The following is a 17,432-nucleotide window of genomic DNA, read 5'->3' on the forward strand; positions in this document are numbered from 1 at the left end:
AATGGAAAACATCAAATTACTCTATATAGACTTGTTCTGCGGAGCCGGTGGAACTTCCACCGGTGTTGAACATGCAAAGTTAGATGGAACAAAGTGTGCGAGGGTTGTCGCCTGTGTCAACCATGATGCGAATGCAATCGCATCGCATCAGGCAAACCACCCCGACACATTACACTTCACCGAGGATATTCGCACACTTGACCTTACTGCCCTTACAGCTCACTTGAACCGAATGAGGATGAAATACCCGTCGGCTTTAGTTGTCCTATGGGCTTCACTTGAATGCACCAACTTCAGTAAGGCCAAAGGTGGTCAACCACGCGATGCAGACAGCCGGACGCTTGCAGAGCACCTTTTCCGTTATATCGAGCAGCTGGATCCTGACTATATACAGATTGAGAATGTGGAAGAGTTCATGAGCTGGGGTGATATGGACGATAAAGGACACCCTATCTCAAAGTTAAAGGGATGCAGCTATGTTCGTTGGACAAATAAAGTTATCTCTTACGGCTATCATTATGATTGGCGTTTGCTGAATGCCGCCGATTTCGGCGCATATACCTCACGCAAGAGGTTTTTCGGTCAATTCGCGAAGAAAGGTCTCCCCATAGCTTTTCCTGTTCCAACATTCTCGAAGAATGGTGACAGTGGCATGTTTCATGCCTACAAGAAATGGAAGCCTGTTCGTGAAGTGCTTGACATGGATGATACCGGCCAAAGCATCTTTGACAGGAAGAAGCCACTATGCGAGAAAACCTTGAAGCGAATTTACGCAGGCCTAATCAAATTCGTCGCAGGTGGAAGGGAAACGTTTCTTGTTAAGTATAATTCAATGAACCAGACAGGAAAATACACAGCTCCTGGAATTGACGATCCTTGCCCAACTGTCGCTTGCCAAAACCGTCTGGGGATTGCCAATGTCAGCTTCATGTCCAAGGCGTTCAGTGGAGATCCATATTCCAAGAACCAATCGATAGACATTCCTGCCGGAACTGTCACCACTAAGGATCACCATTTCTTTGTTACTGCTTACTATGGTAATGGAGGGAACCATTCTGTTGAATCGTCATGTCCTACGCTTACCACAAAAGACAGGCTGGGATTGGTTTCAAGTCGTTTTTTGGCAAATGAATACTCCTCTGGTGGTCAACTTTCCAGCATTGATGCACCTTGCCCTGCAGTATTGACAACACCGAAGCAAAAAGTAGTTGACTGCTTCTTGATGAACCCACAGTTCAACTCTGCAGGTGGAGATATCAATAAGCCGTGCTTCACTTTGATTGCTCGGATGGATAAGATGCCCCCTTACCTTATCTCCACAGAAAAAGGTATCGGTATAAGGATTTTTGAAACGGACAGTGAAATGACTTGCAAGATAAAGGAGTTCATGGCCATGTACGGAATCATAGACATCAAGATGCGCATGTTGAATATAAATGAGCTGAAACGCATCATGGGTTTCCCTGACAATTATATCCTTGTAGGGACACAGGCCGAACAGAAGAAGTATATCGGCAATGCCGTTGAAGTTAACATGAGCAGGGTACTCTGCGAGTCGCTTTGCGCAGCTCTTATTTCCAAGGCAATAGCAATATAGAACTAACATTCGAAAGATAAGACAACCAAAAGAATAGATATGAAAAGAACTATTTTCACACATCACTTAAAAAAATATGCAAAAACCATTCAGGGAAAATCCGACAACCAATTAAGAGGATACATGGATGGTTATATCAAAGCTTTGGAAGTTGTCGAAGGCAAGCTTCTTGAGCTTGCCCCCCAGACAGTTGACCAAGATTTTCAATCCAAGGCCTACAAGTATTTTTTTGAAGAAATACAACATATGGTTAATCTGGAGGCTTGTGTCGTAAAGGATGTAGAGAAGTTTGTTAAAACTTACAAAGCCCCTACCGTAGGTGTCAAAGAATTGTCCACAAGGGAATGCTTGGATATTCTCTACGAAGTTGAAGATTACTTTTGGGGAGACCGTAGTGGTTTTGATAAGATAATGCACGCTCAAATGGTATTCGCAAAGGAACTCCGTAAGAGAATAGCAGCACTACAACCAAATATTAAAACTCAAAAATAGATCGTTTATGAATCCGGAATGTAAACTTTCCTCTTCAGGAGTCAACCAATCGCAATCAAGTAAAATTTTTTATTATGTTGCCACATGCCTATTGCTCTTGCTGATGGTCAATAAGCCATACAAAACCTCTGCAAAGGGTTTTCGTCTATATCTACGAAAGTGCAGGAGAGTCAGCAAGCTGCTCCTTGCTCAAATACTTTGTGGAATCTTCAAGTTAATAGATAAATATATAAAATCCCGTGATAATAAATAATTTGGCGTAAAAATTTTGCGAAATAAAATATATTATGTATCTTTGCAGGCGTATAGCTGTATATACGGCTATACGTATATAAATCAATAAAGGAATACGACAATACGTATATACATAAAAAATATAAATCAAACGGTATGGAACAGCAAGCAAAAATTATCTCATTTGCCAACCACAAAGGAGGGGTTGGCAAGACTACCACTACTGCCAGTGTAGGTTCTATCCTTGCCTCTATGGGAAACAAGGTGTTGTTGGTGGACATGGATGCCCAAAGCAATCTTACTACCTCCCTGTTAAAAGATAATCAAGTTGATCAGACCATCTATGATGCTCTTTCTGCTTCTTGCAGGGGTACGGCTTACAGCCTGGCAATCTATCCGATAGCAGAAAATCTTGACATCGTTCCATCTTCATTGCGTCTTGCATCTGCCGACCTTGAACTCTCTTCTGTCATGGCGAGAGAACACATCCTTACAGACATATTACAGGAAAAGAAGGCTGATTATGACTACATCTTAATAGATTGTCCCCCATCTTTGGGGCTTCTTACTCTTAACGCAGTTACAGCATCAGATTTGGTTGTCATACCTCTGCTTGCAGAAGTACTTCCTTTCCAGGGTCTTACTATGATCAGCGATTTTGTCAGAATGGTAAAGCAGAAGCTAAATCCAAAGATTGAGATTACCGGTATTCTCCTCACTCGTTGGGAAAAATCCAATTTGAGCAGACAGATCGAGGATGGTCTTAGGGCCAAGCTTGGCGATAAAGTGTTCCAAACCAAGATCCGAAAGAACATCAAGATTGCCGAAGCTCCTCTGGAAGCCGTCAATATTGTTGACTATGATCCGAAGAGCAACGGAGCTGCTGATTACAAGGCTTTCGTAGGAGAACTTTTAGACAGGACAAAGAACCTATAAATTTACATTTATGAGCAAAGGTATTAACAAAAACTCCATGAGCAGTCTTTTGGAAGGACTTACTTCTGTCAGGAGTACAACTCCGGAAGATAATCACCAGCCAAATCCAAGCTCCAATTCAAAGGAGAAAGTAACATCCATCCCAGGGGATAAACCGATATCTAAAGGTGGTTCAAAGGAAAGAATATGTACCTCCGTCGATAAGAACGTCATGAATAAGATACGTACCATATCAGAAACAGAGGGTATTCAAATCAATGAACTTATTACCTTAGGTCTTGACATGGTTATATCTAAATATGAAGAGACGCATGGGGCGGTGCGACCTAAAAAGATTAACAAAGGCAATATAGACAATATCTTTCGTTAAGGCAGGAAGTCCATACTACCATCTTTAGTACACATAAGAAGGACGAGCAATCAGTAATGGTCACTCGTCCTTGTATGTTTATGCAAGCAGAAATACCGGAATACATAATATGGAATTTATAGTCTTTCACTATTCAGGATAGTAGCTAATTGTTCTGCGGTGTGCCCCAGACGGAAGAAATCACTGATGTCCTTTTCCGATTTTTCACCAGAAAGAGGAAGCAGGACTCTTCTTACATTATATTTTCCAGTATATTCCTGTACTCGCTTTTTCGACTCACTTTGTCCTGTTGCATCCATATCATAAAGGATAACAATTGTCCGGAACCTTCCGGCAAGTTGTTGCATAAGACTGTCAGGGAGTTTGGCAGTCTCGCTATTCAGGCATATCGCATGGAACCCATGTGCTGCCAGCGACATGACATCTTTCTCGCCACCTGTGATAAAGACATATTCTCCTTGTGCCGGCAGATGTTTCCAGCCGAAAATATATGGTTTAGGAAGGACACCAGCATAGAGAAATCTGTTTTTGGAGCAGGGAGAATAGATTTTGATGCCATCATTGTTATTAAAGAGGTATCCAAAAGCCGGATACTTTGCTGTTCCATAAACAGTAAATTCCTTTCCATTCTCTTTTGACATTCTGCATGCCGAAAGGCTTGCAACATGATAGTGTTCCAGCGTATCCTGATCAATTCCATAACGCTGCCAAAAACACAGTTCCTCCATGGTAAAAGGCTTTTCCTTGTATTGGAATGAAAGTGTGGAGGAAGTCTCCGGCTTCTGTCTCTTTACAAGTCGTTTATAGATGATTTCTGTTTGTGGAAATGGATTATTGAACAATCCCAGGCAAAGCTCTTTGTCTATCACCTTCAGGATATCCTTAAATGCAGTCTTTACATTCATATTGCACAGTCTGGCCACAATGGCAAAGCAGTTGCCACAGAAGCTGCTATCGCCAAAATCCTGTAAATAATACTCCACTTGTCCATATGTGTTTTTATTCGCATACAGATGGCATGATGGGCGGCTGTCTTCCCTGAAGGGATTTTTAAAGATTCTCTTCAGGCATACATCGCCTAAGTAATGTGTAAACACATCCAGTCCACCACCAGTCAGATAAAGTATTTGTTGTCTTTCGTTCATTTTTTCTTGTTGGAATGTTAGTTGATCATATTTCCCGTCATGCCGATAGCGCAGCAAAAATCAGAGGATAAAATAGTGTCAGGTATAAAGCATCACTTTACTTCAATATTGTGATGAAGCCCACCTGTTGCAGAAGGTACATCGTATTCCTTTGTGTCAAGATAGATCGCATCTTCCTGATTACGAAGATAGAAATAAGTACCGCTACCATCTGCTTTCAGCATTTGAAAATCCTTTGTTCCAAGACGATTTTCAACGACTTTGTAAATAGCTTCTGTGAAAACCAAATCACCAGCCACGTGTCCACATCTACCGCGCCTACAATCATGAAAGCCCCCATAAATGGCGCCACGAATTTTGCCACCAGCAACGATAAGACGGTAAACGCCAGCACCACGATAAGCACTAAGCCAGTAGCGACCGTCCGTGTCCGTTTTATCTTTCAGATCACACCATGCTATCGCACTCTCTGCATCCTTCAAAAGGTCAGGAACAGCAGCTGCGATGATAACTCTTCCTTCTTTTTCTTCCACACGCACACGCGTCAAAGCATAATTCGTCTGTTTCGGCTGTAACTCATAACACATATAACCGTCACCTGTACGCCAGAGGGGAGAACGCCATACTCCTTCCTTGTTTTTAACAAGCACAATAGTTTCTGTATGATACCCGCTGAAAGTACAAATCTCTATATAATCTGCATCAGCCGCTTTTGTATCAAAAACATTGATACGCTTTGGCGTTCCATTCATTTTGATACTTTTTCCACCTGTGAATTTCTTAAAATATGTAGTCTTAATCATTTTGTTTCCCCGTCACGCCGATAGGTCAGCTTTAATGGTTTATGAAATTTGTACAACTCAATACTAACCTAACACACGTGGAAGCCCCTCCAAAATAATCGCTCTCATACCGGTTGTTTCCAACTGCCAATCGAAGTCAGCCACTTCGGAACCATTCTTTGGATAATCCCCCTGCCAATCCCACAACGTAAAGACAGTTCCATCAGGATATACAAGAATAGGAAGAGCTTGAAAAGAAGGTACATATCCATCTTTTTCCTTTTCGCAAATCACATCACAAAAATGCATCATGACATGTTCTCTCAACTCTTCTTCCCGGACAATGGAAACATCACTAATGGTCTTTTCGCCAAAGTTAACCAACAAATCTTTCATTTTTTCGTTTGTCATTTTGTTTCCCCGTCATGCCGATAGGTCAGCTTTAATTGTTTTATGAAGTTAATATTTTATTCTGGGCATCCCGATTCTCAACCTTTTTATAGTTTTTTCGTTTCTTCGACCCGAACTTTTTTTTATCATTCCGGTGTAACCGTCATCTCGAACCTTTTATGTGCAAGGTAACATCGTGGGCGTTAAGGGAACCTAAGGCAAAGAATTGGCCGGCAAAGTTTTCAGGAAACCGCAATCTTTGATTTCGGAGGGTCATGAAAAGTTTTCCGCCAATAGGGAGCATTCCGGTGTTTGCCGTGTTCCCTGCCTGCGATACCTTTGCAGAATAAAAGTCGAAGATGACTACAAGCGGACGAAAAGTGAGGTCGAAACCAGAAACGGAAATAGAAGGATAGATAAAAGTGAGTGTAAAATAAACACCGAAGGTAAGTCAGACAGATATATTGTTTTTCATGCGTATATATGTATTATTGTATATACGCCAATATGTATATACGGTAATAAGTATATAAGAATGATATAGGAATAACAAGATAAGAGGAGCAGCACCCATGACTCATCTAATTTACTCGTTTTAGCAAAAATCGGAATAGTTCATAATTTTAAAGTCCCGAATTTTAACACAAAAAGGCCGTAAATCCGCCTAAAACATTTTGAAAATGTTAATATAAGAGTTTCTTTTTTTTAAGGCTGTCTTTCTGATATTAAGTCATTTATTTTGTAGCCAATAAATAAAAAGAATATGGGATCATTCGGTATATACGCAATCGTAGTGACATTCATCTTTGTTATCTATTATGTAGTCATGATCTGCCTGGATTTGTTCGGCCCGAAAGGAGAGAAGAAAGAAAGTGTAGAAGTTATTCGCGCCAGCGTGCCTATTAACAATGCGGATGCCACACCAGCAGTCTCACCTGTCAGAATCAGTGAGACCGGTGAAGGCAAGTATCAGATAGAACGCCCCGGTGAAGAAGAACCGGAGAAATACGGACATGAGACAGAAGAAGCATCTTACAATAAGGCCAGTGAAGGTGCGGAGACTTCTCAATTTGATCAGAATCCTCTTACGGCTGAAGATATTGCAGCGTCCGACGCCGAGGAATTGGCCATGCAGGCAAAAGCCAAGGCAGACTCGATAAAGCAGAACTTCAACAGTGTGTCTCCGGACATTCAGGGAGTTGTGTATGTAGACGAGTTCGTTGAAGATTATGCAGCCGCCTATTTGAAAGCCAAGAGGGAAGACGAGCAGGCTGAACAATTTAGTTTCTAAGTTATGAAGACATTCAAATCCAAGACATATTTGCTGTTGTCGGCATTACTGTTGCTCACGCAACCCGTCATGGCCACCTGTGGTACGACGGATTACAGTGGCAATTCAGGCCGGTTATATAATATGGTGGTATTCATCTTGACATGCTGTACAGCCGTATTGTATCTGCTTTATGCCATAGCAGCCCTTTTATCCATATACAGCGCGACGAGCATCTATATCAAGATGCAGGCAGGGGAAGAAGGATTTACGAAAAGCATCATTATTTTGGTCGGCAGCTGCCTTTTCCTGCTTATAGCGACTATCGTCCTTCCAGCCTTCTTTGGTTTCCAGTTCGGCGTGACCGACAGACTTTGGTAATTGTTTTATTACATATTATTTATTAATTATTTATTTAAAAAATCAAAGACAATGAATCAGACTTTGTCAGTAATGGTAAGCGGAGCCAAGAGCTTTTGTATCTCCGCAAGTAAGAAAATCAAGGCCGTAGTGATGGACCCCCGCTTTGTAGCAGTTATGCTGTTGCTGGTCGTTTGCACGGTAGCAGCAGATGCCCAGAGCATGGACTCCGGTGCACAGGCAATCGGTAAGGCAACTGATGCGCTGAAGAAGTACATCCCTGTTATAACGAAGTTGTGCTACGTTATTGCAGGTATTGTTGCCATTCTCGGTGCCATCTCCGTTTACGTCAAGATGAACAACGAGGAGCAGGATGTCAAGAAGAGCATCATGATGATTGTCGGTGCCTGCATCTTCTTCGTGGCGGCAGCCCAGGCATTGCCACTGTTCTTCGGACTCTAAGACGAGGAATATGGCAACAGTCAAAAGCGACTATCCCGATTACCCGGTATTCAAGGGGCTTCAAAAGCCTCTTGAATTTCTGGGTCTTCGAGGAAGATACATTGTATGGGCCGCTGTCACCGTTGGCGGAGGTCTGTTGTCATTCTTGATTGGCTATGTGATTTTCAGTTTTCTTGTTGCATTAGCGTTGCTGACAATTTTTCTGTCAATAGGAGGAGTCTCCATTTTTGTCAAGCAACATAAAGGTCTCCATTCCAAGAAATCCCCGAAAGGTATCTACATTTTCAGCCATTCAAGACATTATTAGAATATTCATATTGATTGTAAGCAAAACAAATTCATGATTACCCTAATCGTCATATTGGTCTTTACCTCCATCTTGTTGGGAATATACATTTCCATCAAAGCCTTCGGTACTGGCAGCAAACGCGCCAAGGTGTTTGAAGACATCTACTTCAGCTTTGAGGATGTCAATGAGATCGGTGTGGTCTACACAAAGAAAGGCGATTATTCAGCCATCCTTAAGATGGACAATCCCGTCAGGAAGTACTCTGCTGATACGGACGGTTATTACGAGTTCACTTCCCTTTTGGCATCCGTCCTACAAGTGTTAGGTGAAGGATATGCCATCCACAAACAGGATATTTTCGTCCGTAAGAACTTCAATATGTCGAGCATCGCAGGAAAGGACACCGATGTGAGAAAGCGTTTTCTTTCCGATGCCTATTTCAAGTTCTTCAACGGTCGTCCCTATATAGATTCTGAAACCTATCTCACCATCTCCCAACGTGGTCGAAATGGCGGTTTGAAGGCATACGATGCCGACAAGTGGCGCGATTTCCAAGTCAAGATACAGAAAGTCCATGACCGTCTGAAGAGCGAGAACATCAACTGTCGCTTTCTCACTGGTGACGAATGTCAGGAATATACCGAGCGTTTCTTTGCTGTTGATTTCAATAACGAGGTTGTTTCTATGAATGACTTCAAGGTGGAGTCCGAGAAGATCGGCATGGGCGATGACCAGTTGAAAATCTACAGCCTCTTGGATGTAGATGATCCCGGTCTTCCCGGCACCCTTCGCCCTTATGCCGACATCAATGTCAACAACTCCGTCATGCCGCAGGATCTGCTTTCCGACCTTAGCACACTCCCTGATGTAGACACGCTTATTTACAATCAGGTCATCTTTCTTCCCAATCAGAAGCGGGAGATCTTAAAGTTGGAGAAAAAGAAGAACCGTCACGCTTCCATTCCCAATCCGAATAATCAGATTGCCGTTGAAGACATCAATAACGTCCTTAATGAAGTAGCTCGTGACGGCAAGCAGTTTGTTTATGCACATTATAATCTTATCGTAAAGACCTCGGCAGACAGAAACCTGCAAAAGATCACCAACTGTTTGGAGAACCTTTTGGCAAGATACAGCATGCACCTGTCAAAGCGTGCCTATAACCAATTGGAGTTGTTCGTTGCCAGCTTCCCCGGCAACTGCTATGAACTCAATGCCGACTACGACCGTTTCCTGACACTTTCCGACCCTGCACTCTGCCTTATGTATAAGGAGCGTCAGCAGAAAGGGGATGACACGAACCTGAAATGTTACTACACAGACAGGCAAGGCGTACCGATGCCTGTTGACGTGTCAGGCAAGGAAGGAAAGATTAGATATACCGACAACTCCAATTTCTTTGTCCTTGGCCCTTCCGGCAGTGGCAAGTCCTTTTTCATGAATACCGTCATGCGGCAGTACTACGAGCAGGATACCGATATTGTCATTGTAGATACCGGCGACAGCTACGAAGGTCTTTGCAGCTATTTCGAGGGCATATACATCACCTATTCAAAGGAACACCCCATCTCGATGAACCCTTTCAAGATAGAGAAAGCCGAGTATGAGCAGAACTTCCAGGCAAAAAAGGACTTCCTTAGGAATATCATCTTCCTGATCTTCAAGGGAAACGGCGAGCCCACAAAGCTCGAAGAAACCATCATCAACCAAACCCTCATAGAATACTTCGAAGAGTATTTTACCCCATTTGAAGGCTTTACCGAAGAGCAGCGCGACAACATGCGCCATGTCATGGAGCTTGAAGACAAACGTACCGGCAAGTATGAGGAATACGAACAGGAGCTGGAAAAACGTTACGGAGTATCTGATGATATTGACGATATAGAAGAAGATGATGACGATGAAAGGAAGAAACAGCGCGACCTCCGTCTCCGTGACAAGCTGCAAGCCGTCATCGACGATTCCGCCGCTACTGAAGGAGAAAAAGACAATGCGAAGAGCCAGCTGCTCCGTCGCCTTACTCCCGAACTCATAGAGAGTAAGTATCTTCAGCGGATCAACAGGAAAATCGACAAGATAGAACGCCAGCGTAAGAAGATGAGGGTTACGGAACTCAACTTCAACACCTATTATGAGTTCGCCATTGAGCGTATTCCTCAAATCATGAAGCAGGATCAGGTTAAATTTGCCATCAACGAGTTTGCCACGATCCTAAAGCCGTTCTATAAGGGAGGGGAGATGGAATACACACTCAACAACGAAATGGATTCCTCCCTGTTCAATGAGAAGTTCATCGTATTCGAAATTGACAAAATAAAAGAGAATCCCGTCCTTTTCCCTATTGTCGTGTTGATCATCATGGATGTCTTCACACAGAAGATGCTCTTAAAGGAAGGCCGGAAATGCCTGGTCATAGAAGAAGCATGGAAAGCCATTGCCACCCCTGTCATGGCCACCTATATACAGTATCTATACAAGACAGCCCGTAAACACTGGGCCATGGTCGGCGTGGTAACGCAAGAAATACAGGACGTTACCGAGTCCAAGATTGTTAAGGAAGCCATCATCAACAACTCCGGCGTGTTCATGCTACTTGACCAGAGCAAGTTCAAGGACAAATTCGATAATATCAAAAAGACCTTGGCTCTGACCGACATCGACTGCAAGAAGATTTTCACCATCAACCGCTTGGAGAATAAGGAAGGCCGTTCCCCATTCAAGGAAGTGTTCATCAAACGTGGTCAGGAAGGCGATGTGTACGGCATTGAAGAACCGCCGGAGTGTTACATGAGTTACACGACGGAGAAGGTAGAGAAACTTGCCCTGAAACTCTACAAGAAGATTCTCCAATGTGATCATCAACACGCCATTGAAGCCTTCGTGCGTGATTGGAAACGCTCCGGAATCAAGAGTTCCTTGGAATTTGCACGGAAAGTACTGAAAGAAAGAAAAGTGTTAGACAATTAAACTCATCAATCATATGCGTCGTTTCATCGCTATCATCCTTTTGATCCTCTCGGTGACATCCATGTCAGCGCAGTCGTATCATGCCATCAACATTGATGCGAAGACCGTGGCAGCCATGACCGCCGCATATGCGATAGAGGAAGAGACAGAACGGAAGACAGCCTCTGATGTAGACTCCATCTTAGGACACTACACCAAGGCCAGCCTTTCCACAGCCGGCATCTACCTGTCAAAGTTGAAAGACAGGAACGCCATGCGTGAAGTCGGAGTTTTCGGCAGCGATGAGAACTACTATTACCAACGCATCCTCTATTTGGTGAAGGACGGCATCATGCCCAAGCTCATTGTCGTTGCAGCCAAGATGGTCAAACAACCCGACAATGCCCTCTATTGGGGGCCATACCTGTTCAAGACCACCAAGAATGTCGAGCAGCTCTGCAAGCAGTTTGAACTTGTCGTTACTAATGGAAAATTGTCGTTCAAGGATGTAACTTTCTTGGTTATCAACGAGAAGCTGCAAAAAGTCTTTGACTTGGCCCAGCTTGGCAATGTCAACTGGAAAGAACTCTTGGAGAAAGTCGGAGATTTCAACATCAAAGCAGCCAAGGAGGATATCAAGAACGACATCGGCAAACTCGGAGGTGTACTTGCGACCGCAGGAAAAGGTGCTGTGGACAGCAATATGAGGGACTTCTCCGCCATTGGCAGGATCTTCAAATCCAAGCCAAGTGAGATTTACCAGTTATATCAGACTTTTCGGAGCAAATATGAAAGCATCCGCAATGCCGGAAATGTCAAGGCCATTTTGATGAGTGTCATCGGTTCGAATAGTGCAGATGCCGTTTCACGTCTGTTCCAAGTAGACAATTACAGCATCACGGGTTATGTGAGCAACTATATCAAGGAGTTGCAAGGCCAGCACTACAAGCAACGCTGGTATATCTATTCAGAGGATAAAGGTCAGAAAGTGGTTGCTACCTACCATCCCTCCCATCCTTCGAATACGAACAACAGCGATCATTGGGACAACTGGCTCTTTAAGGAGAATTATATGAGGACCGGTACGCCAGACTATCCCACGCTCACCACTTCTGAATACAATCAGTTGAAGGCTGCTGCAGAAAGTGCCACTGGCTGGAGTCCTACACGAAAAGGTGAATATGAAAGGAACAATCCCGGCCATACAATAACCCTAAAATACGAAACAGCCTCCTACACTTATTCATATGATAAAAAGGGAGGTACTTTCAGCCATTCAAGACATTGGCGAGGCAAACACTGGACAGTGTATATGACGGTGACAGACTCATGGAACATCAAGCACGAGGTGCATGAAGAGATTTTCGATTCCGAGTCTATGGACGAAGAAACATTCAGAAAGCGTATGGAGAGCCAACTCAAATACTACAACAGCTTGGAGAGCGACAAAGCCGCTTCCCAACGCGTTGTGTATAAGTTAGGCTTCGATGCCAGGAAATACTACACCATAGCAGACGAGAACAAGATGAAAGGCTGCAACTCCGTAGTGTTTTTAGCCAAGTGCGACGATGGTGCAACCCTTGCAGAGGGGTCATTTAATTGGAAAGAGAATGGAAATCAGGGAAGTCACTTGGAAGACCCCAAATCGAAGAATTTCGCTTTGGACTATACACAGGTGAGCACGAATGGGGCCAACGAGCTACAGCAGAAAAAGAAAGGCTGTCAGGACGAGATTAATAGCCTTGAAAATCAGATTCGCTCCATGGACAAACAGATGAGTTCATTGGTCTCCCAGATGAACCAAGCCAAGATGGCCCACGATAACAACAAGGTTGCCGCGCTCCGTGCACAATATGACGCTATCAGCAACAACCAAGCTGCATTGAAACGTCAGCTTTCGCAGGTTCAATCCAACTTGGCGCAGATAGACAACGCCATAGCGGAATACTATAAAGATCTTAGTGAAGATAATGGCGGTCCTTACCGAATCAATTCCAATATGAGAGAGTTGGAGAGTCTGTTCCAGCTTTCCTGGCAAGATGCCGGAGAATGGGTTAACGGCGATGGCCAATACATCTTTGTCCGTCATGCCTATTGCGCACAGGTAAAGAGCCAGGTGACCTATACGGCAGTCTTGAAGCTCCAATCGAAGCCCAAGCATTTCCTTGGCATCCGCATCCACCGTGCCATATTGAGTGTCGATTACAAGCTCTCTGCCGCCTATTCAGCAGAGAATGTCATAGAGACGATGAATCTTGATATGAGTCTGTCCGAAAAAGAGCGTGCCGCGAAAGTCAACGAGCGTCAGAAACAGTTGATGGAAGACATGCCGGACTGTTCCATCACGGTGAGATACAACTATGCCAAGAATATGCCTAATGAGGAAGGTTCAGATGCCATTCATCTGCTTTGGGCAAGCGACCGGTTAGATGTAGCAAGGGATGTGGAATATCAGCTTAGCGTCATCTATTCCCAGTTAGTTCTTTTGGAAAAGGTCATGAATGACCGCCAGACTATCAAAGATTTCCTGACTAACCAACTGTTGAATCCCATTACGAGAAAGTCCCGTGGCACTATTGCCGAATACGCCTTAGGGCGATGGACGGACGCAAGTGACAAAGCCAAGAAAGCTTCTTCAAGCCCCACTTCTCAAAAAGCAAAGCCATAGGCAGCAATTAAGACATTAACATAGATAACAGCAGACATGAACAAATGGATATACATATCGTTGATGAGTTTATGCCTTCTTTTCATTCCAAAAGAAGCCAAGGCAATAGACTTACCTACTGACCCTGCCTCTTTGGAAGCCATGATCAGTAATCACAAGACGGTTAAGGCCATGTTGGAGTTACGTGCTCTCGCAGAGGAAGGTGTGCGTGCCTATCATAAGAAGAGTATGAAGACAATGGAAGACTATACTTCGGTTAACAAGAAGTTGGACAGATACAGGAAGTGTTTCGACATCATCGACCTCATTCTGAACGGTACTGCAACAGGCTTCCACGCTTACAACAGCTTTGGCAACTGCAAAAGAAACCTTTCCGCCTATTATAAGCTTTTGGACACCTATAAAAAGGAAATTCTCCTGCATGGAGCCGTTTGGTCAAGTGACACCATCATCCTTAATGCCAGCCAACGAGCTGTCGAAGGAGTCTTTAAGGGTGTTTCAGAGCTAAGGAAGTCTTATTTGGAGTTGTCAGAACTCGTGTCAGGTGTAAGAAACTGTACTACGTCTGATTTGATGATTATTCTTAATGACATCAATGATTCTATTGATAAAATAGAAAGTAGCATCAGGCATTCCTACATGGAATTGTGGGCATATATGACCGTAAGGATGGGATTTTGGAAGAAAGAATTTTATATGGCAAGGAGTATCAAGGATATTGCCAACGATGCTTTGGGGCGATGGCTTGGCAATTCCGTCCAGGCATTTCAATGCTTGGAGCAACACAGGTCATTCCAGCACGCCCCATTGGGTGGTGGCGGTATCATAGGAGGAAGACACTATGACTAAATTCAAAAGAATACATATCCTGCTTAGGAACAGGATTACGCTCTTGATAGGACTGCAGGCAACAGTTCTTCCGGCTTTCAGCCAAGGTTATGTGCAAGTCACGAAAAACCATGAGGAGTACATCATGCAGCAGTTCACCACAATGGAAACCGGTGCAGGGGCTTTGACCCCACGCTACTATTACAACGCATTCCACAAGAAATATCAAAGGACAGCCAATGCAGAGAATAAGCAGATTTTCCGTCTTCACATGAAAGCCCGTGTGGCAGACGAAAAGGTCTATTCCGACAGCATCAAAGCCTTGACCTCCCGTCGTGCCAAGGTGGAAGCACAGAATATCGTTGACCGCAGCCCCATGACCGATATGGCATGGACGGTCGAGAAAGGCAAGATAGAGGGCAAGTTGGACATCTTTCAGAAGAACATCAATAAAATCATGCCCTACGGTGGAACGGCAGAAGACTATCGTCAGTGGAAGAACATCTATAACTGCCTTCAAACCGCCATCAAGATTACCCGTGAGTCCTATCAGGACTTAGGACGCAGGAAAAAGGAGTACATGGCCATCTATAGGGATGTGGTCAGGCGTAATTACCAACTTACCAAGCAGCTGCTCGCTTGGAACAGCGTAAAATCCGCAAAGGAAATGCAGAAGAACAGCAAGTCTCCCCAGCGACTTTCATCTATCAACACGGTAGCTTTCAATGCCCTGAACCGTTGGAAAGTGGCGATGGCCGTAGATGGTTTTTCCAGCAAGAACTACAAAAAGTAGAAGATAATAAAGTATAAAACAAAATATAAGCTAACAAGTAAGAAAATCAATTATGGCATTCAGTTCCTTATTATTACAAGCACAGCCATCAGGTTCGCTTCAAGGATTGTCGAATACGATTTCCGACTTATCCCAGACTATTGGAGTTGATCTGTTTGAGGAAGACATCGACAACGTTGTCTTTCAGACCAATGAGTTTTTATGTAATCCAGATTTTATCGGGACACAAGGTCCGTTCTGGTGGATACTTCAAATGAGCATGGCATTAGGAGCCTTGTTCTCTATTATCGTAGGAGCCAGCATGGCTTACAAAATGATGGTTAAGGGTGAAGCCGTCGATGTATTCAAGATACTCAAAGTAATGGGTATTGCGCTCATCATGATTTTTTGGTATCCCCCCAGCATGACCGGTATGGGCAGTGGCAATGGCAGCATCTTGGATGCCTTAGCCTATATACCCAACTGTATAGGAAGCTACACCCACGACCTCTATGAGGCAGAAGCCGTGCAGGTCAGTGAAAAATACAACGAATTGATGCCGTTGCTGCAGAAACGCGATACGATGTATCAAAAAGCGGCAGAAGTAGAAGCTGCATCAGAAGGATTGCAAAATGATGCAAGTATTGATGCTTTAACAAAATATACCTCTGGTAGCGATGCTGTTGAAGGTATCAAGGCTGCTGCAAGGGCCAAAAAGTCATCAGTCTTTGCCGGTCTCATCATTGGCTTTGATAAGATAGTAATGTTTCTTGCGCTGGTACTGTATCGGGTCGGCTGGTGGGCCACCATATTCTGTCAGCAGATATTATTGGGCATGCTGACTATCTTCGGCCCTATCCAATGGGCGTTTTCCGTTCTTCCTAAATGGGAAGGAGCATGGGCTAAGTGGCTCATCCGTTACCTGACAGTCCATTTCTATGGAGCCATGCTCTATTTCGTAGGTTTCTATGTGCTGCTGCTGTTTGACATTGTTATCAGTGTTCAGGTAGAAAATCTTACCGCCATTACATCATCTACTGGTACAATTAACGGCTATATACAAAATGCCTTCCTGACTTGTGGCTATCTCCTTGCAGCTTCCGTGGTTGCTTTGAGATGCCTGAACTTGGTTCCAGACCTTGCCGCATGGATGATCCCTGAAGGCGACACCGCCTTCTCTACCCGCAACTTTGGTGAAGGGGTGGCATCCTCCGTCAAGTCAAGTGCCATGTCTGTTATGCCCCGAATACATTAAAATGACAATGCTATGGCTGTATTAAAGAAATTAGAAAACAAGATAAAGTTGGTGTTGATTATTACTAGCCTGTTTTTGATAGGTTGTGTCGTTATCAGCCTTGGGAGCCTTTTTGTTGCCAGAGGCATGGTCGCTGATGCCCATAAGAAGATTTATGTCCTTGATGGCACCGTGCCCATTCTTGTCAAACAGACTACCATGGACGAGACTTTTGAAGTGGAAGCAAAGAGCCATGTGGAGATGTTCCATAATCTCTTCTTTACATTGGCTCCCGATGACAAGTATATTGATTATACCATCAAGAAAGCCATGTACCTTATAGACGAGTCCGGTCTTGCGCAGTACAACGCCTTGAAGGAAAAAGGCTTTTATAACAATATCATCGGAACGAGTACGATATGCAGCATTTTCTGTGATTCCATCAAGTTAGACAAACAGAAGATGACCTTTACCTACTATGGCCGCCAACGCATTGAGCGTCGTACAAGTATCTTGATGCGTCAGCTCATTACCGCCGGAAGCCTAAGGAGGGTTCCGCGCACAGAGAACAATCCTCATGGCTTTATCATCTTTGGCTGGAGGACGCTTGTCAATAAGGATCTCTCCGAGAATCAGAAAACCAATTTCTAACATTAA

Annotated in this window: 17 protein-coding genes; 14 read left to right on the forward strand and 3 right to left on the reverse strand. The window is 43.9% G+C overall.

The genetic code is table 11. The features are described from left to right. Position 1: 1 nt before the first annotated feature. The 4 genes from LO761_RS05660 to LO761_RS05675 all read left to right on the forward strand — a co-directional run bounded on the left by LO761_RS05660 (position 2) and on the right by LO761_RS05675 (position 3,629). Positions 2 to 1,597: a DNA cytosine methyltransferase gene (locus tag LO761_RS05660; RefSeq protein ID WP_270777052.1), complete on the forward strand. Its 1,596-nt coding sequence runs from the start codon at positions 2 to 4 to the stop codon at positions 1,595 to 1,597. Positions 1,598 to 1,636: 39 nt separating this feature from the next. Beyond that, positions 1,637 to 2,089: a hypothetical protein gene (locus LO761_RS05665; RefSeq protein WP_272817345.1), complete on the forward strand. Its 453-nt coding sequence runs from the start codon at positions 1,637 to 1,639 to the stop codon at positions 2,087 to 2,089. Positions 2,090 to 2,479: 390 nt separating this feature from the next. After that, positions 2,480 to 3,259, forward strand: coding sequence for a ParA family protein (locus LO761_RS05670; protein ID WP_270777050.1), 780 nt, complete (start codon positions 2,480 to 2,482; stop codon positions 3,257 to 3,259). A 10-nt stretch (positions 3,260 to 3,269) separates the two neighbouring features. Further along, positions 3,270 to 3,629 carry a hypothetical protein gene (locus LO761_RS05675; RefSeq protein ID WP_004345402.1) on the forward strand — a complete coding sequence of 120 codons (360 nt, stop codon included), beginning with the start codon at positions 3,270 to 3,272 and terminating at the stop codon, positions 3,627 to 3,629. Between the two features lie 116 nt (positions 3,630 to 3,745). Here LO761_RS05675 and LO761_RS05680 read toward each other — a convergent pair whose 3' ends face one another. From LO761_RS05680 to LO761_RS05690, 3 genes are all read right to left on the reverse strand, one after another. Further along, positions 3,746 to 4,774 (reverse strand): toprim domain-containing protein, encoded by a 1,029-nt coding sequence (locus LO761_RS05680; protein WP_272817346.1) that lies wholly within the window; start codon positions 4,772 to 4,774, stop codon positions 3,746 to 3,748. 92 nt (positions 4,775 to 4,866) lie between these two features. Next, complete coding sequence (locus LO761_RS05685; RefSeq protein WP_021590329.1) at positions 4,867 to 5,577, reverse strand: hypothetical protein; 711 nt, start codon at positions 5,575 to 5,577, stop codon at positions 4,867 to 4,869. 63 nt (positions 5,578 to 5,640) lie between these two features. Beyond that, positions 5,641 to 5,967: a hypothetical protein gene (locus LO761_RS05690; RefSeq protein WP_272817347.1), complete on the reverse strand. Its 327-nt coding sequence runs from the start codon at positions 5,965 to 5,967 to the stop codon at positions 5,641 to 5,643. A 742-nt stretch (positions 5,968 to 6,709) separates the two neighbouring features. On the opposite strand from LO761_RS05690, the gene LO761_RS05695 reads away from it, so the two are divergent. From LO761_RS05695 to traK, 10 genes are all read left to right on the forward strand, one after another. After that, positions 6,710 to 7,237 (forward strand): hypothetical protein, encoded by a 528-nt coding sequence (locus tag LO761_RS05695; RefSeq protein ID WP_270777230.1) that lies wholly within the window; start codon positions 6,710 to 6,712, stop codon positions 7,235 to 7,237. A 3-nt stretch (positions 7,238 to 7,240) separates the two neighbouring features. After that, on the forward strand, positions 7,241 to 7,597 hold the full coding sequence (locus tag LO761_RS05700) for a DUF4134 family protein (protein ID WP_004345392.1): 357 nt from the start codon (positions 7,241 to 7,243) through the stop codon (positions 7,595 to 7,597). A gap of 51 nt (positions 7,598 to 7,648) precedes the next feature. Beyond that, positions 7,649 to 8,038 carry a DUF4134 domain-containing protein gene (locus LO761_RS05705; RefSeq protein WP_004345390.1) on the forward strand — a complete coding sequence of 130 codons (390 nt, stop codon included), beginning with the start codon at positions 7,649 to 7,651 and terminating at the stop codon, positions 8,036 to 8,038. A 10-nt stretch (positions 8,039 to 8,048) separates the two neighbouring features. Continuing rightward, positions 8,049 to 8,345, forward strand: a complete 297-nt coding sequence (locus tag LO761_RS05710; protein ID WP_004345388.1) for a DUF4133 domain-containing protein — start codon at positions 8,049 to 8,051, stop codon at positions 8,343 to 8,345. Positions 8,346 to 8,378: 33 nt separating this feature from the next. Beyond that, positions 8,379 to 11,294, forward strand: a complete 2,916-nt coding sequence (locus LO761_RS05715) for a TraG/VirB4 family ATPase (protein WP_021590360.1) — start codon at positions 8,379 to 8,381, stop codon at positions 11,292 to 11,294. A 13-nt stretch (positions 11,295 to 11,307) separates the two neighbouring features. Then, a complete protein-coding gene (locus LO761_RS05720; RefSeq protein ID WP_272817348.1) occupies positions 11,308 to 13,941 on the forward strand; it encodes a coiled-coil domain-containing protein in 2,634 nt (877 codons plus the stop codon). A gap of 63 nt (positions 13,942 to 14,004) precedes the next feature. Beyond that, positions 14,005 to 14,790, forward strand: a complete 786-nt coding sequence (locus LO761_RS05725) for a hypothetical protein (protein ID WP_272817349.1) — start codon at positions 14,005 to 14,007, stop codon at positions 14,788 to 14,790. Next, complete coding sequence (locus LO761_RS05730; protein ID WP_004345374.1) at positions 14,783 to 15,562, forward strand: DUF5045 domain-containing protein; 780 nt, start codon at positions 14,783 to 14,785, stop codon at positions 15,560 to 15,562. Before LO761_RS05725 ends, LO761_RS05730 begins: the two co-directional genes overlap by 8 nt. 52 nt (positions 15,563 to 15,614) lie before the next feature. Next, positions 15,615 to 16,796: a hypothetical protein gene (locus LO761_RS05735; protein WP_007411863.1), complete on the forward strand. Its 1,182-nt coding sequence runs from the start codon at positions 15,615 to 15,617 to the stop codon at positions 16,794 to 16,796. A gap of 12 nt (positions 16,797 to 16,808) precedes the next feature. Beyond that, complete coding sequence (gene traK, locus LO761_RS05740; RefSeq protein WP_004345370.1) at positions 16,809 to 17,426, forward strand: conjugative transposon protein TraK; 618 nt, start codon at positions 16,809 to 16,811, stop codon at positions 17,424 to 17,426. Positions 17,427 to 17,432: the final 6 nt, after the last annotated feature.

This window comes from Phocaeicola oris (assembly GCF_021295095.1).
Classification (GTDB): domain Bacteria; phylum Bacteroidota; class Bacteroidia; order Bacteroidales; family Bacteroidaceae; genus Phocaeicola; species Phocaeicola oris.

Bases quoted from the DNA above. Each gene is read 5' to 3' on its own strand.
- LO761_RS05695 (WP_270777230.1), top strand. From the start codon at position 6,710: ATGGGATCATTCGGTATATACGCAATCGTAGTGACATTCATCTTTGTT.
- LO761_RS05660 (WP_270777052.1), top strand. From the start codon at position 2: ATGGAAAACATCAAATTACTCTATATAGACTTGTTCTGCGGAGCCGGT.
- LO761_RS05690 (WP_272817347.1), bottom strand. From the start codon at position 5,967: ATGACAAACGAAAAAATGAAAGATTTGTTGGTTAACTTTGGCGAAAAG.
- LO761_RS05675 (WP_004345402.1), top strand. From the start codon at position 3,270: ATGAGCAAAGGTATTAACAAAAACTCCATGAGCAGTCTTTTGGAAGGA.
- LO761_RS05700 (WP_004345392.1), top strand. From the start codon at position 7,241: ATGAAGACATTCAAATCCAAGACATATTTGCTGTTGTCGGCATTACTG.
- LO761_RS05685 (WP_021590329.1), bottom strand. From the start codon at position 5,577: ATGATTAAGACTACATATTTTAAGAAATTCACAGGTGGAAAAAGTATC.
- LO761_RS05670 (WP_270777050.1), top strand. From the start codon at position 2,480: ATGGAACAGCAAGCAAAAATTATCTCATTTGCCAACCACAAAGGAGGG.
- LO761_RS05730 (WP_004345374.1), top strand. From the start codon at position 14,783: ATGACTAAATTCAAAAGAATACATATCCTGCTTAGGAACAGGATTACG.
- LO761_RS05665 (WP_272817345.1), top strand. From the start codon at position 1,637: ATGAAAAGAACTATTTTCACACATCACTTAAAAAAATATGCAAAAACC.
- LO761_RS05680 (WP_272817346.1), bottom strand. From the start codon at position 4,774: ATGAACGAAAGACAACAAATACTTTATCTGACTGGTGGTGGACTGGAT.
- LO761_RS05725 (WP_272817349.1), top strand. From the start codon at position 14,005: ATGAGTTTATGCCTTCTTTTCATTCCAAAAGAAGCCAAGGCAATAGAC.
- LO761_RS05715 (WP_021590360.1), top strand. From the start codon at position 8,379: ATGATTACCCTAATCGTCATATTGGTCTTTACCTCCATCTTGTTGGGA.
- LO761_RS05735 (WP_007411863.1), top strand. From the start codon at position 15,615: ATGGCATTCAGTTCCTTATTATTACAAGCACAGCCATCAGGTTCGCTT.
- LO761_RS05710 (WP_004345388.1), top strand. From the start codon at position 8,049: ATGGCAACAGTCAAAAGCGACTATCCCGATTACCCGGTATTCAAGGGG.
- LO761_RS05720 (WP_272817348.1), top strand. From the start codon at position 11,308: ATGCGTCGTTTCATCGCTATCATCCTTTTGATCCTCTCGGTGACATCC.
- LO761_RS05705 (WP_004345390.1), top strand. From the start codon at position 7,649: ATGAATCAGACTTTGTCAGTAATGGTAAGCGGAGCCAAGAGCTTTTGT.
- traK (WP_004345370.1), top strand. From the start codon at position 16,809: ATGGCTGTATTAAAGAAATTAGAAAACAAGATAAAGTTGGTGTTGATT.